General features: G+C 45.3%; 20 protein-coding genes and 2 riboswitches. Of the genes, 6 read left to right on the top strand and 14 right to left on the bottom strand.

The annotated features are described in order from the left end of the window. Positions 1-2 precede the first annotated feature (2 nt). Positions 3-1,046, bottom strand: coding sequence for a LacI family DNA-binding transcriptional regulator (locus QNH15_RS09625; RefSeq protein WP_283894338.1), 1,044 nt, complete (start codon positions 1,044-1,046; stop codon positions 3-5). A 157-nt stretch (positions 1,047-1,203) separates the two neighbouring features. On the opposite strand from QNH15_RS09625, the gene QNH15_RS09620 reads away from it, so the two are divergent. Further along, complete coding sequence (locus tag QNH15_RS09620) at positions 1,204-2,961, top strand: glycoside hydrolase family 13 protein (protein WP_430667139.1); 1,758 nt, start codon at positions 1,204-1,206, stop codon at positions 2,959-2,961. 33 nt (positions 2,962-2,994) lie between these two features. Here QNH15_RS09620 and asnB read toward each other — a convergent pair whose 3' ends face one another. Next, entirely contained in the window at positions 2,995-4,845 is a 1,851-nt protein-coding gene (asnB, locus tag QNH15_RS09615) for an asparagine synthase (glutamine-hydrolyzing) (protein ID WP_283894337.1), read from the bottom strand. A 156-nt stretch (positions 4,846-5,001) separates the two neighbouring features. Between asnB and QNH15_RS09610 the strand changes: the two genes are divergently transcribed. Then, positions 5,002-6,114 (top strand): AI-2E family transporter, encoded by a 1,113-nt coding sequence (locus QNH15_RS09610; RefSeq protein ID WP_061968895.1) that lies wholly within the window; start codon positions 5,002-5,004, stop codon positions 6,112-6,114. Positions 6,115-6,133: 19 nt separating this feature from the next. Here QNH15_RS09610 and QNH15_RS09605 read toward each other — a convergent pair whose 3' ends face one another. The 7 genes from QNH15_RS09605 to QNH15_RS09575 all read right to left on the bottom strand — a co-directional run bounded on the left by QNH15_RS09605 (position 6,134) and on the right by QNH15_RS09575 (position 13,160). Beyond that, the gene (locus QNH15_RS09605; protein WP_283894336.1) at positions 6,134-7,162 is read right to left on the bottom strand and encodes a class I SAM-dependent methyltransferase; all 1,029 of its coding nucleotides are present in this window, start codon (positions 7,160-7,162) and stop codon (positions 6,134-6,136) included. After that, on the bottom strand, positions 7,159-8,502 hold the full coding sequence (locus QNH15_RS09600; protein WP_283894335.1) for an FAD-dependent oxidoreductase: 1,344 nt from the start codon (positions 8,500-8,502) through the stop codon (positions 7,159-7,161). Before QNH15_RS09600 ends, QNH15_RS09605 begins: the two co-directional genes overlap by 4 nt. A 121-nt stretch (positions 8,503-8,623) precedes the next feature. Continuing rightward, positions 8,624-9,160, bottom strand: a complete 537-nt coding sequence (locus QNH15_RS09595) for a 1,2-dihydroxy-3-keto-5-methylthiopentene dioxygenase (protein WP_283894333.1) — start codon at positions 9,158-9,160, stop codon at positions 8,624-8,626. A 32-nt stretch (positions 9,161-9,192) separates the two neighbouring features. Beyond that, on the bottom strand, positions 9,193-9,819 hold the full coding sequence (locus tag QNH15_RS09590) for a methylthioribulose 1-phosphate dehydratase (RefSeq protein ID WP_283894331.1): 627 nt from the start codon (positions 9,817-9,819) through the stop codon (positions 9,193-9,195). Further along, positions 9,816-10,478, bottom strand: coding sequence for a 2-hydroxy-3-keto-5-methylthiopentenyl-1-phosphate phosphatase (locus tag QNH15_RS09585; RefSeq protein WP_283894329.1), 663 nt, complete (start codon positions 10,476-10,478; stop codon positions 9,816-9,818). Before QNH15_RS09585 ends, QNH15_RS09590 begins: the two co-directional genes overlap by 4 nt. After that, positions 10,475-11,716: a 2,3-diketo-5-methylthiopentyl-1-phosphate enolase gene (gene mtnW, locus QNH15_RS09580; protein ID WP_283894328.1), complete on the bottom strand. Its 1,242-nt coding sequence runs from the start codon at positions 11,714-11,716 to the stop codon at positions 10,475-10,477. The genes QNH15_RS09585 and mtnW overlap by 4 nt, the downstream gene beginning before the upstream one ends. An 84-nt stretch (positions 11,717-11,800) precedes the next feature. Then, positions 11,801-11,907, bottom strand: a riboswitch (SAM riboswitch). Positions 11,908-11,987: 80 nt separating this feature from the next. Then, on the bottom strand, positions 11,988-13,160 hold the full coding sequence (locus QNH15_RS09575; RefSeq protein ID WP_283894327.1) for a pyridoxal phosphate-dependent aminotransferase: 1,173 nt from the start codon (positions 13,158-13,160) through the stop codon (positions 11,988-11,990). 98 nt (positions 13,161-13,258) lie between these two features. On the opposite strand from QNH15_RS09575, the gene QNH15_RS09570 reads away from it, so the two are divergent. From QNH15_RS09570 to mtnA, 3 genes are all read left to right on the top strand, one after another. Beyond that, on the top strand, positions 13,259-14,044 hold the full coding sequence (locus QNH15_RS09570; protein WP_283894326.1) for a carbon-nitrogen family hydrolase: 786 nt from the start codon (positions 13,259-13,261) through the stop codon (positions 14,042-14,044). Positions 14,045-14,147: 103 nt separating this feature from the next. Further along, a riboswitch (SAM riboswitch) is annotated at positions 14,148-14,302 on the top strand. Positions 14,303-14,381: 79 nt separating this feature from the next. Beyond that, complete coding sequence (gene mtnK / locus QNH15_RS09565; protein ID WP_283894325.1) at positions 14,382-15,593, top strand: S-methyl-5-thioribose kinase; 1,212 nt, start codon at positions 14,382-14,384, stop codon at positions 15,591-15,593. A gap of 5 nt (positions 15,594-15,598) precedes the next feature. Next, positions 15,599-16,645 carry an S-methyl-5-thioribose-1-phosphate isomerase gene (gene mtnA / locus QNH15_RS09560; RefSeq protein ID WP_283894324.1) on the top strand — a complete coding sequence of 349 codons (1,047 nt, stop codon included), beginning with the start codon at positions 15,599-15,601 and terminating at the stop codon, positions 16,643-16,645. A gap of 66 nt (positions 16,646-16,711) precedes the next feature. On the opposite strand, the gene QNH15_RS09555 is transcribed toward mtnA, so the two are convergent. Beyond that, positions 16,712-17,074 carry a DUF1516 family protein gene (locus tag QNH15_RS09555; RefSeq protein ID WP_061968878.1) on the bottom strand — a complete coding sequence of 121 codons (363 nt, stop codon included), beginning with the start codon at positions 17,072-17,074 and terminating at the stop codon, positions 16,712-16,714. A gap of 147 nt (positions 17,075-17,221) precedes the next feature. Between QNH15_RS09555 and QNH15_RS09550 the strand changes: the two genes are divergently transcribed. Further along, on the top strand, positions 17,222-18,415 hold the full coding sequence (locus QNH15_RS09550) for an ornithine--oxo-acid transaminase (protein WP_430667137.1): 1,194 nt from the start codon (positions 17,222-17,224) through the stop codon (positions 18,413-18,415). 214 nt (positions 18,416-18,629) lie between these two features. Here the strand turns inward: QNH15_RS09550 and QNH15_RS09545 are convergent, their stop codons facing one another. From QNH15_RS09545 to QNH15_RS09530, 4 genes are all read right to left on the bottom strand, one after another. After that, on the bottom strand, positions 18,630-19,418 hold the full coding sequence (locus tag QNH15_RS09545) for an SDR family oxidoreductase (protein ID WP_283894320.1): 789 nt from the start codon (positions 19,416-19,418) through the stop codon (positions 18,630-18,632). Positions 19,419-19,454: 36 nt separating this feature from the next. Next, positions 19,455-20,879 carry an NAD-dependent succinate-semialdehyde dehydrogenase gene (locus QNH15_RS09540; protein ID WP_283894319.1) on the bottom strand — a complete coding sequence of 475 codons (1,425 nt, stop codon included), beginning with the start codon at positions 20,877-20,879 and terminating at the stop codon, positions 19,455-19,457. A 68-nt stretch (positions 20,880-20,947) separates the two neighbouring features. After that, on the bottom strand, positions 20,948-21,844 hold the full coding sequence (locus QNH15_RS09535) for a fumarylacetoacetate hydrolase family protein (RefSeq protein WP_283894318.1): 897 nt from the start codon (positions 21,842-21,844) through the stop codon (positions 20,948-20,950). A gap of 20 nt (positions 21,845-21,864) precedes the next feature. Beyond that, complete coding sequence (locus QNH15_RS09530; protein ID WP_061968866.1) at positions 21,865-22,158, bottom strand: 4a-hydroxytetrahydrobiopterin dehydratase; 294 nt, start codon at positions 22,156-22,158, stop codon at positions 21,865-21,867. Positions 22,159-22,171 lie beyond the last annotated feature (13 nt).

Raw genomic sequence — 22,171 nt, 5'->3', positions numbered from 1 at the left:
TATTATATCGATCCCTGCTTTTGAGCTGTTTTTGCTTTACAGGACTGCCGTTCGATCAGACGGTAAGGAACTGCGACTCGCATGGGTTTTTGATCCGGATTTGAAATCAGATCCATTAAGCACACCGCGGCTTCGTAACCGAGCTGGAAAATGTTGATATCCACTGAAGTAAGGCCCGGAGTAGAAAAAGCGGCGAGCATGACATTGTTAAAACTGACAACGGAAATATCATCCGGTACTGAAAGCTGCATCTCATTTAGTGTTCTGAGGACCCCAAAAGCCATCAAGTCATCCATGACGAGCAACGCCGTTGGAGGCTCATCCAGCGCCAACAACTTTCTGATCGCTTCCTGTCCCCCTTTTTCCAGAAATTCCTCATGGATGATATAGTCCTCACGATAAGGAAGCTGATGGCTTCGGTGTGACTTCTCATAGCCGAGCAACCGGTCAATCGTCACAACCAGTCGTGAGCTCCCTCCTACAAAACCAATTTTTTCATGCCCCAGAGAAATAAGATAGTCCGCTACATCTCTTGCTGCCTGAAAATTATCATTGTCAATGTGCGTAATGGATTGTTCGTTTTTCAATGGCTTTCCTACAAGAGCAAACGGAAACTTTTTCTCGATCAGATAATTCATTACTTGGTCATCCACACTTGAATAAAGCAAAAGGATTCCGTCTACCCTTCCGCCTTGCACCATTCGCACGACACCATCATAAATTTCTTCTTCCGTTTTTCCCGTTGACATGTAAAGTGCATATTCCTTTTCATGAACGATCGTACTGATTCCGCGGATCACTTCCGGAAAGAACGGATTCTGAAAAGCTTTGTCAGCAGACCCGGGCAAGACCAGACCAATGGCCTGGGAGGATCGGTTGGCGAGGCTTCTTGCATTGAAATTAGGGTGATACCCCAAATGGTCCATCGCTTCCCTTACTCTCCGTTTCGTTTTTTCAGAAATTCTTGGATTATTGGCTATGACCCGTGAAACAGTGGACGGAGCCACATTTGCCAGTTTAGCGACATCTTTAATGGTAGCGGTCATTGTTATCCTCCTTCCGTCTGTTGTATGTTCTATTTTAATCAAAGGAACGGAAAAAGAACAGCAGACGCCAGTAAAAGCATATTCTTCCTGCTTCCAAATGCGGTATACTACATACAAATTCCATTTTGATTCCAGAACCGTATTAAGGAGGGAAAATGTGCTAAAAGAAGCTTTGTATCATCGCCCCAAAAACAATTTTGCATATGCCTATGACGAACAGACCCTTCATATCCGTCTTCGAACCAAAAAGAACGACATCGGGTCCGTACAACTGATTTATGGCGATCCCTACGAATGGAAAGACGGAAACTGGCTGCAAAAGAAAGAACCTATGATAAAAACAGGTTCGGATGTGTATTTTGATTATTACCTGGCTTCCGTACGTCCCGGGTTCCGAAGAATGAGGTACGGCTTCGAGCTCAGCGACGGAAACGAAACATTCGTTTTTACAGAAAAAGGGGTTTTCGAATCAGCACCAACGAATGACATCGCACCCTATTTTTGCTTTCCCTTCCTGCATCCAGTGGACGTTTTCAAGGCTCCCGACTGGGTAAAAAACACGGTCTGGTATCAAATCTTTCCCGAGCGGTTTGCCAATGGCAACTCCTCCAATGACCCGAAGGGGACGCTGGCCTGGGGTTCCTCCGAGCCCACTCCCGCCAACTTTTTCGGAGGAGACTTTCTAGGCGTCCTGCAGCATCTTGACCATCTTTCGTCTCTTGGCATCAGCGGTATTTATTTCACTCCAATTTTTAAAGCAACATCCAATCACAAATATGATACCATCGATTATTTAGAAATTGATCCACAGTTCGGTACTAAGGAAGATTTTCGGCAGCTGGTTGATGCATGCCATGAAAAAGGCATAAAAGTCATGCTGGACGCCGTTTTTAATCACAGCGGCTTTTACTTTGGCCCATTTCAGGATGTGCTCGTCCACCAGGAGAACTCAAATTATAAGAATTGGTTCCATATCAGGGAATATCCTGTCGTCACTGATCCATTACCGAACTATGACACTTTTGCGTTTGAAAAAACCATGCCAAAGCTAAATACTGCAAATCCTGAGGTCAAAAATTACTTATTAAATGTTGCGAGGTACTGGATCGAAGAATTTAATATTGACGGCTGGCGCCTTGATGTAGCTAATGAAGTTGACCATCAATTTTGGCGTGAGTTTCGAAGAACTGTAAAAAGCATCAAAGCGGACGCCTATATTCTTGGAGAGATTTGGCATGATGCTCTGCCATGGCTTCAGGGCGACCAGTTTGATGCGATCATGAACTATCCTTTTTCATCACTGGCCCTCGATTATATTGCCCGCTCCAACATCAATGCGCTGGAATTCACCAAAAAGATATCCGGCATCTTACACTCCTACCCTGAAAATGTAAATGAGGTGATGTTTAACCTGCTTGGTTCACATGACACCGAACGGGTTTTGACTGTAACCGGAGGAAATAGAAAAAAGGTTATGCAGCTGTTTGTGCTGCTTCTTTCCTTCCCAGGAACACCTTGCATATATTATGGTGACGAAATCGGGATGACAGGCGGACGGGACCCGGGCTGCAGGAAATGCATGGAATGGAATCCGGATGCCCAAAATCATGAATTGTTTGCAGGTCTTCAAAAGTTGATCCGCCTGAAAAAGGAAGTTCCATCGTTCAGTGCTAAAAGCCCCATCTCTTTTCTTACCTCCGAAGACACTCTTAATCTGCTGACCTATATAAAAGCTGCCGGTGATGAAAAGCTGCTGTTCGCGTTTAATACCTCATCAAGTGAGCTAACGCTGAATCCTGCTCTCTTTGGGTCAGCAGAACCATTGATCAATATCTGGACCAACGAAACATTAAAATCCGATGAGGCAAGGGTGGAACCTGATGATTTTCTGATCATCAAATGGAACGCAAACTAAGAAAAGACCGCGGAAGGCAACTCCGCGGCTTTTTCAATCAAGAATGTTGATATTGTATGTGCCAAGCCAGGTTTCGATCTGGGCCAGGTGGGCCATCAGCTGCGGCCCGGTCATCAACTGGCCAAACCACGGCACCTTGAATGCTTCTCCATTGCTATCAATGATATCCTGAACTTTTTCTTTCTTAATCAGCTCCAGAAGTGGAGAAGACGGTTTGTCGATTATGGATTGAAGCCATTCCTTCACACTCAGTGTATAATTCGGATTATGTGTTTTCGGGTAAGGGCTTTTCTTACGGTAGAGTACGTCTTCCGGAAGCAGGCCTTCAAGGGCCTTTCGAAGAAGTCCCTTTTCCCTCCCCTGAAGCATTTTCATTTCCCAAGGGATGTTCCATGCATATTCTACGATGCGATGGTCAGCAAACGGAACACGCACTTCCAGGGATGCCCCCATGCTCATGCGGTCTTTCCGGTCCAGCAACGTGGTCATGAACCAAATCATGTTCAAATAGAAGATTTCCCGGCGCTTTGCTTCTACTCCTGATTCGCCTTCAAGCCTCGGCATTTCTTTCAGTGACTCTTCATAACGCTGTTTTACATAAGATGATAAATTCAGTTTATTCTTCCAGTGGTCATGCAAAAGATTTTCCCGTTCGGCTGTCGAACTCATCCAGGGGAAAAGCGGCCGGTTCATGACCTCCGGCTTGTGAAACCAGGGATACCCGCCGAAGATTTCATCCGCACATTCTCCGGAAAGTGCAACGGTTGATTGTTCTTTGATCAGCCTGCAAAACCAGATCAGCGAAGAATCTACATCTGCCATTCCCGGCAGGTCTCTTACCATGACGGCTTCCTTCAGGTGATTGACGAGCAGGTCAGTATCGATAATGCAGCTGTGATGAACAGAACCCGTGGCTTCCACCATTTTCTCGATCCATGGGCCATCGGCATTCGGCTGAAAATCACTCGCTTTGAAGTATTTATCATTATCTACATAATCAATACTGAAGGTGTGAAGGGGACCCCTGTTTTCCCGTTTGAAATGATTGGCAGCAATAGCCGAAATGGCACTGGAATCCAGACCGCCGGATAAAAAGGTGCAAACCGGTACGTCTGCTACAAGCTGCCGTTCAACCGCATCGGTAACCAGGTCTTTGACATTGGACACTGTTTCATCCAAGGAATGCGAATGCCTTTCACTTTTCACGTTCCAGTACCGCCATATCTTCTCACCTGAGCGGTCGAATTTCATCGCATGGCCTGGCCGGAGTTCATTGGTTCCTTTAAACACACCGTGACCCGGGGTTCTGGAAGGTCCGAGTCCGAAAACCTCCTGCAATCCTTCTCGTTCCACTTCCGCTTTTACCTCCGGATGAGCAAGAATGGCCTTCAATTCGGAACCGAACAACAAACGACCGCCCGATAATAAATAAAACAACGGTTTCACGCCAAGACGGTCACGGGCCATAAACAAAGTTTCTCTTTTGGCATCCCAGATGGCAAAAGCAAATATACCGTTAAAATGGTCGATGCACGCTTCTCCCCATTCGATATACGAGATTAATAACACCTCGGTGTCTGAATGGCCTTCAAAACGATATCCTTTTTTCAGCAATTCTTTCCGCAAATCTTCCGTATTGTAGAGTTCCCCGTTATAGCAAATGGTGAAGGTCGCCTCTTTCGCTTCTCGGGTCATCGGCTGCGCGCCGCCCTCCAGATCCACTACAGCCAGCCTCGCATGGCCAAATCCAACGTGTGTCTGACTCCAAACATTCAACGCATCCGGTCCCCGTTTGGAAAGGGTCGCCGCCATTTTTATCAAGGTTTTACTTTCCTGTGAAATGTTGCGCTGCCAGTCAATCCATCCCGTTATTCCACACACCATTATCACCCTTTCTCGAACTGAGCTGATTTCTCCAGACATAAACGCCCAATACTTACTTTATGCAGCGAAGGGATAATGGTTCATTTTTTCAAGGATTGAAAACCTGTCAAACTACCATATATAATAGATACAATACTAGTGAACGCAGGTGAAGCTATGCCACAGTCCAAAGCATTCCGATTCGGTTATGCGATTCTATTGATCTTTCTAATTATTTTAACCGGAACAAAGATTCATTTTGTTTTCCGCCCGCTCGTAGTTCTTGTCCAGACTCTCTTTTTTCCGTTCTTGCTGGCGGGGGTACTGTATTACTTGTTCAGGCCGATCGTTAACTTTCTTCATAAACGAAAGGTGCCAAGGTCCCTTTCGATATTACTTATTTATTTAGCCGCCATTGGATTGTTTGTTCTGCTCTCCTATGCCGTTGGCCCTGTTCTGCAGCGCCAGATCAACAGTTTGATCCATAATACACCGGGACTGATCGATGCGATCCGGGGCAAAGTGGTAGAGCTGCAAAACAATGAATGGGTAAACCGTATTCTTGAAAACAGCCAGTTCAGCGTCAATGACATTTCGGATAAGGTAACAAACTATCTGTCCAAAAGTGCTTCGATGATCGGAACAAGTGTGACAAACTTTATCGGTGTGCTCACGAACATTATCATGGTGTTTGTTACCGTTCCTTTTATCCTCTACTACATGCTGAAAGAAGGGGAAAAAGCACCAAAGATGGTCCTTCGTCTTCTTCAGCCGACACAGAGAAAAAACGGCACAAAGATTTTGGCCGACATGGATATGGCACTGAGCTCTTATATACAGGGCCAGATTTTGGTCAGTATATGTGTGGGAATTCTTTTGTATATCGGTTATCTGATTATCGGAATTGACTACTCATTGCTGCTCACGGTCATCGCCATGTTTACGAACGTCATTCCTTTTCTGGGGCCGATCATCGGGGTAATTCCTGCATTGATTGTGGCGGTCATTGATTCGCCATTCATGATTGTTAAAGTGCTCATTGTTATGGTCATTGCACAACAGATTGAAGGAAATATCATTTCTCCGCAGGTGATGGGTAAAAAGCTTGATATCCATCCTTTGACCATTATTTCCATACTCCTTGTTTCAGGCTCCCTTGGCGGCCTTTTGGGACTTATTCTTGCTGTTCCTGTCTATGCCGTGCTGAAGGTTATCGTTCTTCACACCTACAGCCTGATCAAGCTTCGTAAAGAACAATCGATTGAACAGGACAAAAAAATTATTTCCTAATACAAATGACGTGCAAAAATCAGCACGTCATTTTCTGTTGCTCTGCGGCACTCACCGCTTTTTTCTCCAAACAAATCATACACCATGCCCCTTCTTTTATGATGGGTCTGGTTTCTTCGATTTTGAATCCGCTTTGAACCGCAGCATTTTGTATCTCTTTATAGGAAGGAAGCGGATACAAATTTTCGTGTGCACTCATAAAGCTGTTAAAAGCGGAAGCAAATGCATTCCCGTTTTTATAGTCCGAAAGCGGTGTAATGATGACCAGTGTCCCGCCATTTGTGAGCAGCGAGTTTGCCTTGCACATGATATCAATGCGTTCTTTCGGAGGAAAATAATAGAGAAGGTTGTTCATCATGATCAGCTCTACCTTTTCTGAGACGGTAAATTGCTTGAGGTCGACTTGAAACAATTCAATGCATTGGTTATATTCGTAGCACCGTTTCAGAGCTTCTTCATATACCTCTTTATTCTTTTCCACACCTGTCAGCCGCATTTCCGGATTTTTCGAGGCTATTTTCTGAAGATACCCCGCATGTCCGCAGCCCAAATCCAAAACCGAACGGACCCCTTTTCGTTTTAACACCTGATGGATTTTGGGGAAAGCGAGCTTTTCAATTAATGTAGATGTTTCCGCAACGGTATAGGCGAACTCCTCTTCGGCAAACAGTTTTGACTTTTCGCCTCTCATCAGTTCAGGGTAGGAAAGCAAAACCGGTATGTGAAGCTCGAGCATTTCCTTTAATAGAATTCCAACAGAATAGGGACTTTCCTTTGAAACATACTGCTTAAGCATTCTGGAGGCGATGATTTTCCCGTTCCTTTTCCGCTTCAGGTGGCCGATGGCAAGCCCCACTTCAATCCAACGCTCAAGAAGCAGCTTGTTCAGCTGCATTCTTGCCGCCACACGTGCAATATCCTCCGCCTGCTGAAAGGCATTGAAGAGATCCAATGTATAGCCGACATAGGCATGCCATGTATAAAGAAAGGATTGGTTTCGCTTCATCCAGCTCCTGGCTCTCCATAATTTGATCCAATCGTGTATCATCGTCTTTTCCCCTTCTTTCCTGATCCGGAGGCTCTTGTATACGCCCAGGGATAATCTTCATCCTCAGCAAAATAGTAGGATCTTTTGCTGCGTTTTAATTTCCGATTCACGGGGGCCGGAATACCTGCCTGCTGCAGACGGTCGCCGATGGTAAACGGCAGCATGCCCATCCCCGATATATTCAGCATCTGTTTAAAATGGAGATGCGAAAACGTGCCGGTCTTCTCAATTCCTTTTTTCCGGAGCTTCTGGAACCAATCATAAGGATACGAATAAAAAAGAGCCGCCTGATGGCTCAGCCGCATCATAAATTCAGCTCTGGGCTTTCTTACCTCTTCATACCACTGCAATTCCTTTTGTGTAAGGTTATTTCCACGTATAAGGTATACGAGAAGCTCCCCCAATATATCTGCATCCTGTATGGCCATATTCATACCTTCACCGGCCATGGGATGAACGGTATGGGCGGCGTCCCCAATCAGAACTTTATTTTGTTTTACATACCTCGAAGCATGATGGCGAAAAGGGATCATCAACTGAATTTTGCTCCAGGAGTCGATCTGATCCACATAACCTTCGAGCGAGGGAAGAAAATCGGTATACGCATCATAAAAGGAGGACAGGCCGTTTTTCTTCATTTCTTTCATTTCGCCCGGTTTGATCAGAAGAACGGTTCGTAGTCTTCCATCCGGCAATGGAAAAAGTCCAAGAAACCGGTTTTGCCAGGAGAACATTTCTGCCTTGGTCAAATCGGGCGGTCTTGGAAAAGACACCGTTAAAAACTGATGATTGTATGCATATTCTTTATAGGAAACACCCATTTCCCGGGCAACCCGAGAACCCCTTCCTTCCGCTCCCACAAAGATCGCTCCGCGAATTTCCTGTGTTTCACCCCGGCTTTCCACGAGAGCTGTCTGTTCATCCTTAAATGAAAGAAACTTGGACTGATTCATGTAATGAAAGGTGCTGAAGGATTGCGCTTCCTTTAAAATGATGGATTTTAATTTTTCATGATCGATCATGCAGGCATAATTATATGGCGGATCCAAAATCTCATAACTGAAAACATTGTTTGCCTGCGGGATGAGCCGTCCATTCTCCCTGTTCATCTCAATGAATTCAATCTCAGGAAGGATATAACAATTATCAAGAATGAGAGGAAGGATTTCCAGCCGGTCAAAATGGGAAAGGCTCTTTGGCTGTAGAAGCTCGCCCTTATACAGATGTGATGATTTGCTTTGTTTTTCAATGACTAAGGTTTCCACATTGGACCTGGCGAGTTTCAGACCCAGTGTCAAGCCGGCTACGCCTCCTCCAATGATAACCACCTGATATACCATTCTCTTCCTACACCACCTTTATGACAATAACTACCACCAACTCACCTTGTATAAACCTTGAAAAAAGCATAAAAAAAACTGCCACAAAAAGAAGTTTCCTTCCTTCATGGCAGTCTGTTGTTTATTTTGCTGGGATTCCCTCTTTATCGTAAATCGGCACCCATCCTTCTTTGGCTTTAAAGATTCGAACAGCAACGACTTTTCGATCATCCATCAATGTAAAATAATGACGGTAGTTTTCGGGAACGGAAATCAGATCGCCCGGCTCCAGTTCCACATCAAAGAATCGGCCTTCCGGACCTTCAATGGCAAAAATACCGTGCCCGCTTACGATAAACCGAACTTCATCATCGGAATGATGATGCTCGGCCAAGAAGTTCTTCAATAGCTCATCAAGATTTGGTGTGTCCGGAGACAATGAAATAACATCCTCGGTGACGTAGCCTCTGCGCTTGGATAGTTCGTCGATTTCACTTCTGAACACTTGGATCACTTCTGCTTTTTCCTCATCGGATAACGAATAGTTTTCTATCAGATGAGACGGCAGCTTTGCAATATCCCAGTTTTCATAGATGACACCCTGGCTTTCCAAATAACCACTTACTTTGTCCAGTTCTTCCACTCGTTCATTATTATCATGAAAACGTAATTGTGCCATATTGGCATCCCCCTTTAAACTATTTTTTGACTTTAAAATGCATACTGTGGCTGAAGCAATCTCATTTTAACGTGGTAGGAAAAGAGAAATTCCAATGCCTCAAGATGTTTTTTGGCTTCGAATCCATTTTTCCCCCAAACCGTCACTCCATGGTTTCTGATCAAAACAGCTTTTGTGTCCGGAGTAAGGGCTCCAGCAAAACGCTCAGCAAGAGCAGTCAAATCTGCCGGATTCTCGATGATTGGCACAGTAATGGACCCCTCTTCATCCCAGATGTTAAATGCCTTAATCAATTCCTGACCACGGAAGGTAATTTCCCCCTGATCGCCATACAGCTCGGAAATGATATTGTTATCTACAGTATGAATATGCAAACAACAGCACGCATTGGTATGCTCATACACTTTTGCATGCAATCCGGTTTCAGCTGAAGCACGCAGATGGGTTTCTTCTACAGCTTTACCCGAAACATCCACCAAAACAAAATCTTCATTCGTTCGTTTCCGTTTATCCTTGCCGCTTGCAGTCACCAAAAAAGTAATGGGATCGCCACTAACCTTGATGGACAAATTTCCACTTGTACCCGGAAACCAGTCCCGTGAAGCCAGTTCATCCTTAACATCAGCCAGCTCTTTCCACAATTCCCCCAATGAACTCAAATGCTCACTTCCTTTGTTTGCAGATACGCAATAATGTCATAAAACGTAGTGAAAGGTTTAAAAGCGATGTCTTCCTGTTCACACTTTTCTTTCAAAAAGTCCCTTGCAAACACTTTGTCTGCCATTTTGGCTGCCTGTAGATCGGTGATGGAATCGCCGATTACGATTCTTTCGCATGAATCCGAATCAAAGCTTCTTAAAATAGCCGGCTTGCAGCATCCGCAATCATTGCTGCACTGAGTGTCACAGCTGTGCGGCCAAAGAATTTCAATCGTTTCTCCTGCAAATGAACTGCCGTTGCAATAGATCTGTTCCTCGTCCACTATATTTTTAAGAATCGGATAAACAAAAAAATCAATTCCTCCGCTTACCACGTACAATGGGATGCTCTGGTCTTTCGTATACTGAACAAATTCTTCAAATCCATCCCTGATTTTTGCCGTGGAAAGAACGTATTGAATGATTTCCTCTTTTTGGCTGGAAGGAATAAGAGAAAAGAGCTGTCCGACTCCTCCCCTGATGGATATTTCCTGATTCAGTATTTTATCCTTGATCGGCTCCCATCCTTCGGGAGCAAAGTTTTTCATGATGTCAATGATGTTGTCTTTTTCGGTAATGGTTCCGTCAAAATCACAAAAGATAATCCGTTCTCTGCTCATGATTTCACCAGACCGCCCCATAGATTCAATGCGGCTTTCAGCGGATCGCTCTCCTCGCTGATCTGCTCCAGCGATTTGTTAAGCAGCAAGCCATCAATCGCATCGCGGAACGCTTTTCCTCCGGCAACGGCTCCTCCTGGATGCCCGTGAACTCCGCCGCCGGCATTAATAATGCTGTCGATGCCAAAGTCCTGAAGCAAAAGAGGGGTCAATCCCGGATGAATTCCGGCTGACGGCACTGGGAAAGCACCTTTCCAGTTTATATGCTTTTCTGTCAGCTCTGCAGCGATGCCAACAGCGTCTTCTTTCCTGAGGGCCACGCTGCCATATGGCGACGGAAACAGCACCAAGTCCGCTCCAGCAAGCCGAAGCAGCTTCCCTAAAAGAAGCCGGTTGGAAATGCCATAAAACTCGGATGGTGTCAGTGCACCTGAAACGGCCGGGTGAGCCATGATGGGCAGATTAATTTCAGGATCCTCTGCCAGGCTTTGCAGCACATCCAGTCCGTAGGCAAAAACATTGAGCAACAGGGCGCTTGCCCCGAGCTCGGCTGCACGTTTCGCCTTGTCTTTTAATTCAAATGTCCGTCCCGTTAAATTAACGGCATACAGTGTTTTATGGCCAGTCTCCTCTTCCGTTTCGGCCAGTACTTGTTTGGCTGTTTTAATACGTTCTTCAAATGGGGTCCGCGGATTATCGAACAGGATTTCATCATCCTTGACCAAATCAACGCCGCCAAGTGCCTGTTCTCTCAGCTGATGTTTAAAGTAGTCCATATCTCTGCCGATCACAGCCTTGAAAATGCTCATGAGCAGCGGACGTTCATAAACACCGAGCTGATTTCGAATCCCATCAATTCCAAAGGATGGCCCTGGAAATGCGCTGCTTAAGTCTTCCGAAAATTCCAGATCGATAAGTTTTACCTCGCCATCCAGTGAAAGCTTTCCAAAAACGGTCGTTAAGATCGCTGGAAGGTCAGGAGAAAAGTTTGCAGCTGGATAAGAGATTTTCAGAAGTGCCTGCTTTCTTGGCGAACCAAAGTATTGGTTTACCCGTGCATCTTCCGGCAATTCAATGATCTCTGCCACACTGCCTTTATGATTTTTAAGCTGCTCCTTTTGCAGATCCGGAAGATCGGTCCAGGAGCCGACGGTTAACCCCAGCGCAATTCCTTCCGCTTTTTTTTCAAAATTCCCTTTAGGATCATGAACAAGATAGGTCGCAGTTACTGACGCCATGATGTATCCCTCCAAAACATAAATTCACACGAAAAAAACCTCTTCCCGAGGGAAGAGGCATTATAGACATAAGGATGCCGCTTCCTCTCATCTCCCAGCATGCGCTGCAAGATTTAGCACCGTGTAAATCCTTAGGATAACCGGTTGCCGGGCTTCATCGGGCTAGTCCCTCCACCTGCTCTTGATAAGAGAAAATGTTCATATTACTTCGAATGTTAGAATTACTTGTGATTATGACAGGTTATAAAAAATCTGTCAATCCAATTATAGCTTAGAAGATATTTAATGCGCGGATTCGATCTGCCGCTTCTTTCAAGCGCTCTTCATCCGTAAGAAGACCCACTCTTACATAGCCTTCTCCCTCTTTGCCAAATCCGATGCCCGGAGCGACCACAACATGTGCCTCCTTCAGCAAGTAATCTGCAAAACTCTCTGAAGTATGTCCTTCAGGCACGGGAAGCCAGCAGAAAAAGGACCCTCTGGGTGCCTTAACATCCCACCCGAGTTCCTGCAACCCTGAAATAAAAACATTTCTTCGCTTTTCGTACATGTCGGCAAGCTCCCTGACACAATCCTGCGCCCCAAGCAGTGCCTTTGCCGCTGCTTCCTGTACCGCCGGAAACAGGCTGACATAAAAATGATCCTGAAGCAGATTAATGCTTTCTATCACACTCTCATTTCCAATCGCAAATCCGACTCTCCAGCCTGCCATATTATACGTTTTACTCAATGTATAAATCTCAATTCCCTGTTCTTTGGCACCATGCGTCTGCAAATAACTGACGGGCTTTTCTCCATCAAACCCAATGGCTCCGTAGGCAAAGTCATGAACGACCAGAATATCATGCTTTTTGGCAAAGTCCACGGTTTCCTTGAAAAATTGCGGAGTGGCAACACCTGCTGTTGGATTGTTTGGATAGTTGAGGAACATTAATTTGGCACGGTCGGCCGTTTCTTTATCAATTTCGTTATAGTCGACAAGAAAGTCATTTTCCTCTTTCAGCGCCATCATGCTCATTTCTGCTTCCGCCATGGCGACGCCCGACCAATAATCCGGATAACCCGGATCCGGAACTAAAGCGGTATCTCCTTTGTTCAGAAAACACTGTGCTACTTCTACGAGACCTGCTTTTCCGCCAAACAGCACAGCCACTTCTTTTTTGGGATCAACCTCTACCCCAAACTCGTTTTTATAGTAAACAGCTACCGCTTCTTTCAAAAAATCATATCCCCGAAAAGGAGAATATTTGTGGTACTGAGGATTAACCGCTGCCTCTTGCAAGGCAGCAACAATATGAGGAGGTGTCGGCTGGTCAGGGTTTCCCTGTCCAAGATTAATCACATCATGCCCCTGTGCGGCAACCGCATTCACTTTTCCCACAAGCTTGGCAAAAAATTGTTCAGGCAGGCGTTTTAACGCATCTGCTTGCTGGAAACGTTTCACATTCACACATCCTGTCATTCATAATTTTCTTGAAATTCTAATCCAATATGTTATACGCTTATTAAAAATCTGTCAAAATGTTTTAATGGGGGATACGCATGAAACTGAATGTAGCACTGATCCAAATGGACATCCAGCTCGGATTGCCGGAAGAGAATATTAAGAAAGCCGTACAAAGAATTGAAGAAGCGTCAAAACAAAACGCAGATATCGTCGTACTGCCGGAACTCTGGACGACCGGCTATGATTTGGAGCGTCTTGTTGAAATTGGAGACGCCAACGGGGATAATCTGAAAAAGCTGATGAGCGGTTTAGCACGGCAGCACCGCATCAATATCGTTGCCGGCTCTGTTGCCAATAAAACAGACAATGGCATTTTTAACACACTTTACGCCTTTAATCGCGAGGGTGAGCAGATTGGAGAGTACAGCAAACTGCATTTGATTCGCCTTATGCAGGAAGAGAAGTTCATTGCCCCCGGATCCACCAAGGGGAATTTTATGCTGGAGAACATTCCGGCTGCAGGAGTCATCTGTTATGACATCCGTTTTCCGGAATGGATCCGCGCCCATGTTCTCGATGGTGCCTCCCTTCTGTTCGTGCCGGCCGAATGGCCTGCCCAAAGGCTCTCTCACTGGCGAAATCTCTTAATTACGAGAGCCATTGAAAACCAATGCTATGTGATCGCATGCAACAGAATCGGCCGGGATAACAATAACGCCTTTGCCGGCCACTCTATCATCATCGATCCGTGGGGAGACGTCACCGCTGAAGCAGATGGTGAAAATGAAACCATTTTATTTGCCGAGATCGAGACGGATCTCGTTGATGAAGTCAGAAGCAGAATCCCCATTTTTGAGGACCGCAGACCCGAACACTATTAAACTTCTTGAAAATTGCAATTGACAGCTTCCTTTGAAAGCTGTATGATAGCCATTGTAAATTATTATTGCATTCTGTGTTTTCTAACAACTTAATGATGAATGTCTCTTATCAAGAGCAGGTGGAGGGAATTTGGCCCGATGAAACCCAGCAACCGACCGTAATACCATTGTGAAATGGGGCGTCTTTATTTGAAGCCTGGAACTTCCAGTATGGCACGGTGCTAATTCCAGCAAAGCTTAAGCTTTGCAAGATAAGAGGCGTGGAAACTATACATCCAGGCCTCTTTTCTTCAAGAAAAGAGGCCTTTTTTACATTTATCCTTCGGAGGTAAACCCTATGGCAACGACAACAAAACAAGCCTACACACCGCTCAATGAGCAAACCGTGATCGAACTATCCCAAAAACTCGACTTGTTCAGTGATTACAGATCCATTGAGGTCAATGAGATCGGTGACGGCAATTTGAATCTTGTATTCCGGCTGGTTGAACCGTCTACCCAAAAATCGGTTATTATCAAGCAGGCGCTTCCTTATGCCAAAGTCGTTGGAGAGAGCTGGCCGCTTACCCTGGACAGGGCACGTATTGAAAGTGATTCACTGAAAAAATTTTCTGAGTTCGCGTCTGAACATGTTCCCCAAGTCATTTATACGAACAACGACCTGGCCGTTACTGTCATGGAGGATCTGTCCTCTCATGTGATTCTGCGCAAAGGCTTGATTGATGGAGTAACCTACCCGAACCTGGCTCAACATATCGGAACTTTCATTGCGAAAAACCTGTTCTACACCAGTGATTTTTATTTACATCCGTTTGAGAAAAAAAGATTGGTCCAGCAGTTTACCAATCCTGAGCTATGCAAAATAACCGAAGATCTCGTGTTTACCGATCCATTTTATGATATTGAAACCAATGATTATCCTGCAGAACTGCAGGATGCCGTTTCAGAACTCTGGAATGATTCGGCCCTAAGAAACAAAGCGGCCCGGCTCAAACTTAAATTTTTGACACATGCCGAAGCATTGCTTCATGGAGATCTGCATTCAGGGAGTATTTTTGTAACAGAGGAATCCACCAAAATTATCGACTCTGAATTTGCCTACTACGGTCCACAAGGATTTGATATCGCTCACTTTTTTGCTAATATCGCAATGAACCATATCGCTCAGCGGGCTCATATCAAAGACGGAGAAAAACGGGCCGAATACCAGCTGTACCTTTCCGGCTTAATCAGAGACACATGGATTACCTTTACGGATACATACAAAGAACTCTGGAGAGACGAGGGTGTGGAGCTGGCAACCAAACTCCCGGGTTTTGAAGATGAAGTCCTGGAGAGCATATTTACAGATATGGTCGGTTTCGCGGGCTGTGAAGTCATCCGCCGGACCATTGGCCTGGCTCATGTTGCAGACCTGGATTCCATTGCTGATTTCGATGAACAAATCATCCTTAAAAAGAAGGCTCTTAAACTCGGTCGGGATTGGATCAAGAACAAACAACGCATAAAAAATATTGAAGAATTTATTACCAGCATCAGGAGTGTTTAATTTATATGAGTACAACAGAAACGCAAATTTCATCTCTACGCTATAAAGGGGATCACCTGCTTCTTTTGGATCAGCAGCAGCTGCCCCATCATACGGTTTATATTAATGTCACCACCATTGAACAGGTTTGGGACTGCATCAAAAAATTGAACGTGAGAGGTGCTCCGGCCATTGGAATTGCTGCCGCCTTTGGAATCGTTCTTTGGGCAAAAAGCCACACCTCCCTTTCTTTCGTTGAATTTAAAGAACAGCTGAACCGTCAAACCGCTTTTCTTTCGACATCCAGACCTACGGCTGTCAATTTATTTTGGGCACTTGACCGCATTACAGCTTCGGTCGCCAATGTCCGCGAGACGAAAGAGGCAGTTGAACGCATTGAACAGGAAGCCCTTCTGATTCAGAAGGAAGATGAGGAGATTTGCCGCAAAATCGGCGAGAACGGATTAACCCTGCTAAGCGACGGAGACCGCCTCATGACCCACTGCAACGCAGGCGGGATTGCAACGGCAAAATATGGTACGGCGCTCGCTCCTCTTTATTTGGCAAAAGAAAAGGGATGGAATCTCTCGGTATACGCCAATGAAACACGCCCCGTTTTCCAGGGAGCCCGCTTAACCGCATGGGAATTAAAACAGGCCGGAGTTGACGTTACGCTGATTACGGATAACATGGCTGCTCATACATTAAAAACAAAACAGGTCAGTGCTGTAATCGTTGGATGTGACCGGGTTGCTGCCAATGGAGATACAGCCAATAAAATCGGGACGTTCGGACTTGCACTCCAGGCAAAGGCGCTTGGCATTCCTTTTTATGTTGCCTCTCCCCTTTCAACGATCGACCTGCATACCCCGACTGGCGATGACATTCCGATTGAAGAACGTCCTGCAGAGGAAATCACCCATGTACAAGGTGTGCCTATTGCACCTAAAGGGGTAAAAGTTTTCAATCCAGCTTTTGATGTAACGCCTCACGAGTACATCACAGCCATTATTACGGAAAAAGGCATTGCCCGCGGGAATTATAAGAAAGCACTGGCCAAATTTAAAAAATAACCACATACAAAAAAGCTCGTACTCCTTCATGATATTTCCTGGGGGTACGAACTTTTTCATTTTTTGTTAAAAATGCATTGGCAAAACTGAATATCCGTAATAAAAGACAAGGGCCAATGCCAAAATGAGCGTAATCCAGCGGGACTTTTTATCCTCATTTCGTTTTGCACCCAGCAGCATCACTTCAAACAAGCCGATAACTGCCAGACCCAGGATCCCTTTAATAATGAGCGGTCCCATATTTACCGCACCTGCCTGGATCCACTGATAGATAAGCATCCCACCAGAAAAGATGGTAGTTATGTACAGAAGACGGAGAATCATATGCAAAATGCGGGAAATTTTTTTATTTTTTCTTTTGTATAGGGTATAAGTCAGAAAAAATAAAACAAGCGCAGCCGCCCATGAAAAAACGTGGAAGTGTAACATATTTATTTCCTCCTGTGTATAATCCTTCACTTTACTATACCATGAAGCGTTCCGGCGCGCTTCACGTTCGGAAGTAAGGGTAGGAAGAAAGCCTTTTCATTGCTATAATGTAAAGGAATTCACAATACTAAGATTGGAGTGAGAGATATGATTAAAACAGAAAACATCATCTCCAAAACAGAACAATACGGGGCGAAGAATTATCACCCACTTCCAATTGTCATCTCCAAAGGCGAAGGCGTATGGGTTTATGATCCGGAAGGCAACAAATATATGGATATGCTGAGCGCATATTCAGCAGTGAACCAGGGGCACCGGCATCCGAAGATCATTCAGGCGTTAAAGGACCAGGCAGACCGCATCACCCTGACTTCACGTGCTTTTCATAATGACCAGCTTGGAAACTTTTATGAAAAAGTAACGAAACTCACAGGCAAAAATATGGTATTGCCGATGAACACAGGGGCAGAAGCAGTTGAAACCGCAATTAAAACGGTCCGCCGTTGGGCGTATGACGTGAAAGGTGTTCCAGCCAATCAGGCGGAAGTCATTGCTTGCGAAGGAAACTTCCACGGACGTACAATGACGGCCGTTTCCATGTCTTCTGATGAAGAGTACAAACGAGGATTTGGTCCGATGCTGCCAGGAATCAAGTTGATTCCTTACGGTGACCTCGAAGCGTTGAAGCAAGCCATCACACCGAATACGGCTGCTTTTATTTTGGAACCCATTCAGGGAGAAGCAGGCATTGTCATTCCTCCTGAAGGCTTCCTGAAACAAGCTCGTGAGCTTTGCCGGGAAAACAATGTCCTTTTTGTCGCGGATGAAATTCAATCTGGTTTGGGACGATCCGGAAAGCTGTTTGCGTGCGACTGGGAAGATGTTGTTCCTGACATGTACATTCTCGGAAAAGCATTGGGCGGCGGGGTAATGCCAATTTCCTGCGTAGCTGCTGACAACGATATTCTTGGGGTGTTCAATCCAGGAAGCCATGGCTCCACATTTGGAGGCAACCCACTGGCTTCAGCGGTATCCATTGCCTCACTGGAGGTTATAGAAGAAGAAAACCTGGTGAGCCGGTCCCTTGAGCTCGGCGAGCACTTTTTGAATGAGTTAGCGTCTATTAAGAATCCGAAGATTACCGAAGTACGTGGCCGAGGGTTATTTATTGGCGTGGAGCTGAGCGAGGCGGCCCGTCCATATTGTGAGAAGCTGAAAGAAGAAGGTCTTCTTTGCAAAGAAACCCATGAAAATGTCATCCGGTTTGCACCTCCTCTCATTATTTCTGAAGAGGACCTCAACTGGGCGATCGAACGTATCAAAAAAGTCTTGTCGGTATAAGTGTTATAGCAAACAGAAACAGGCTGGAAGTCATCCAGCCTGTTTTTTTGTGGTTTAATCGGTGGGGAGTGAGTTGTCTGATTATTCAGTTACGTTCAATTATTTCTTTCCCCCCAATATCTTCACTTTTAGCTTAATAAATTTGAAACCTGCTCAATTCTCCATAAAAAGCTTCAGCTCCGCATCAAACTCGCAGTGCTGAAGCTCTTTTATTCTATAATGCCTTGACCATGCCGCCATCAATCAAAAAGGATTGTCCTGTGATGTACGTATTGGCCTCTGAACCCAAATAAACGATGGTCTTCGCAAATTCTTCCGGCGTTCCATACCGGCCAAGCGGAATGTTTTTCACCATTTCTTCCTTTACCTGTTCTTTGCTTATGGAACGCTGCTCGGCGATTTTACCATCCAGTTCCTGCAGACGGTCGGTTCCGATTCGTCCCGGCCCGATTGTATTGATCAGGATGCCGTCTTTACCCAGCTCCTGTGACAGGCTTTTGGATAACCCGCTGATCGCCGTTCTGAAGGTGTTGGATAGCGTCAATCCATCAATTGGCTGCTTGATGGATGAGGAAGCGATGTTGATGATACGGCCACTTCCATTTTTTCTCATGTGCGGCAGAACTTCACGCACCGTTCGGATGAGGCTTAACAAGGTGAGCTGAAAAGCGGATTCCCATTCCTCGTCACCAAAGGAATCGAAGTTGCCTGCAGGCGGACCTCCGGCATTATTCACCAATACATCAATGGTGCCAAACGCCTCCGCAGCCGCACTGACCAGACTGGTGATCTCCTCTTTTTTGGTGATATCACATCTCTTATATTCAACCCTGCTGCCTGTTTTTTCACTGATTTCCTCTGCTGTGGCCTTTAATGCGGCTTCATCACGACTTGTGATCATGACGTTTGCCCCTTCTTCTGCAAATCTCATGGCCGTTGCCTTCCCAAGCCCTTTGCTGGAAGCAAGAACCACTACCGCTTTATCTTTTAGCCCCAAATCCATCTCATTTTTCCCCCTTTGCATTTATATTTGCCAAAATCAGATGACGATGCTGACATATTTGGTTTCCAGATAGGCCTCCATGCCCTCTGTTCCACCTTCTCTTCCAATACCGCTTTCTTTCAGACCGCCAAATGGAGCCTGGGCAGCAGACGGAACACCGTCATTCCAGCCGATGACTCCGTAGTTCAATCCTTCCACCAAGTGTGTGCCTCGTGACATGCTTTCAGTATAAATATAAGCAGCGAGGCCGAACGGACTGCTGTTGGCAAGCTTGATGCCTTCTTCATCCGATGTGATTTTTTGCACCGGAATCACCGGTCCGAAGGTTTCCTCGTTCATGATGAGCATGTCGTGATTCACATCTTTTAAAACGGTCGGTTCAAAGAAACACGCATTTCCTTCATCCTGCCCTTTGCCGCCAAGCAAGCATTCTGCCCCTTTTTCAACGGCATTGTCGACATGCTTTTTAATTTTTTCATAGCCGTCCCGGTTGATAATAGGGCCGATATCAGTGCCCTCTTCCAATCCATTGCCGACCTTTAACCTGCTAGTTTCTTCAACCAGCTTTTTCGTAAACTCATCATATATTTTTTCGTGAACATACACACGGTTAATACAGATGCACGTTTGACCCGCATTTCGGAATTTGGAGGCAATGATCCCTTTCACCGTTTTCTCAAGATCGGCATCCTCAAGAACAATCGAAGGAGCATGTCCGCCAAGTTCCATGGACACGTTCTTAACCGTTTTCGCGCTTTGCTCAATGAGCATTTTCCCTACTTCTGTTGATCCGGTAAAAGTAATTTTCTTCACTTTGTCGCTTTCCATCAATTCACCCGCAATGAGTGAAGATGAACCGGTAAGCAGGCTGACGACTCCCTTTGGAAATCCTGCTTCTACACAGAGCTCCACCAATTTGATGGCGGTAAGCGGTGTTTCCTTCGGCGGTTTAATGATAATCGGGCAACCGGCTGCAAGCGCAGGACCGAGTTTGCGGGTGATCATAGCAGCGGGAAAGTTCCAAGGTGTGATCGCAGCAACAACGCCAACCGGCTGTTTCAAAACCTGCATCCGTTTATTTTCCGCAGACGCCGGGATGGTTCTGCCGTATACCCGCTTTCCTTCCTCGGCGAACCATTTAATAAAAGATGCGGCATACTGGACTTCACCAAGAGATTCCTTCATTGGTTTACCCATTTCCCTTGTCATAAGTTCCGCAATTTCCTCTTTTTGCTCAATCATCAAATCATATAGTTTATCCAGATAGGCGGCTCTGTCGTAAGCCGTTAATTTGGCCCACGGACCAAATGCCTCATGCGCACTTTCAATGGCTGCTCTCGTTTCTTCCTTTCCTGCAGAAGCTACCGTACCAACGAGATCACCATCCGCAGGATTCAGCACCTTGATCTTCTCCAGGTTATTACCTGTCCATTCTCCATTGATATATAACAACTTGTCCATGTTTTATGGCCTCCCTTGAACATAGAATACCTATCTACTTTTCCTTTTACCGAGTGACTTAAAACACATCAAACCACATTATTGACGAGCGTTCCAATGCCTTCGACTGTAATTTCGATGGTATCCCCACTATTCAGCAGCCTTGGCGGCTTGAATCCTTTGCCTACCCCTGCAGGTGTACCGGTCGCGATTACATCTCCCGGTTCAAGGGTCATTCCTTTTGACAGCGCTTCAATAATTTCTGGAATGGTAAAGATAAAATCCTCTGTATTGCCGTCCTGTCTGACTTCTCCATTTACTTTGGTGGTAATCTTCAGTTCATGCGGATTGGGAAGGTCCTCTTTCGACACAATCCAAGGTCCCATTGGACAGGAAGTATCAAGACTTTTTCCGATTAGAAATTGTTTATGCTTTTTCTGAAGATCCCTGGCAGTAACATCGTTGATGATCGTATAGCCAAATACATGGTCCATGGCCGTATCCTGGGTAATCCCCTTGCCTTTTTTACCAATAATAACCGCCAGTTCGCCTTCATAATCCAATTCATCAGTTACCTCTTTATGACGCAAAACATCCGCTTGATGGCCGATAACCGTTGTAGGCGCTTTCGAAAAAATCATCACATGCTCGGGGATATCTGCTTCACTACCCATTTCAACCGCATGATCTCTGTAGTTCTTTCCTACACAAAATATGTTTTTCGCCGGTCTTGGAATGGGAGCCATCCACTCCAGATCAGGGTCGGTTAAACCATATGTAAACAATAAATTCTCATGATAGGCTTCCGATAATTCATGAATCTTTTCCAAAAACTTCTCTTCAAGCTGAAGTCCTTCCAACAAGGAATCCGGAAATTCCATTTCTTTCTCCTGGGCAGCGAGCGACAGATTAAATACTACATTTTCCTCCTCAATCAGCTTACCTAAAAAGATGTCGCCCTGATACTTGGCAGTTACTAATTTCATCTCAAACCTCTCCTTAATACTTAAAGTTTACTGAACGCTTCGTCAAATAAAACAGCCATCTTAAGATCCGCCTGGGTCAGCCCGTTTACACTCCATGTGCTTAATTTCAGGGTAACCAGTTTGTAATTGATGGTAATATGCGGATGATGCTGAAAGCTTTCGGCCAGCTGTCCTACTTCACTAACAAATTCAATTCCGTCTAAATAGTTATCAAACTTGTACTTTTTCACCATCCATTTCCCCGGAATCAGTTTCCATTCGGGATATCTGTTGGCAAAACGGTCGATTTCCTGAAGGGTAAGCAGTTCAGCCATTTCTGTTCTTCCT

Origin of the sequence: Fictibacillus enclensis (assembly GCF_030123385.1) — a bacterium.
GTDB lineage: Bacteria > Bacillota > Bacilli > Bacillales > Fictibacillaceae > Fictibacillus_C > Fictibacillus_C enclensis.
This window is presented reverse-complemented; position numbering and strand designations above follow the sequence as displayed.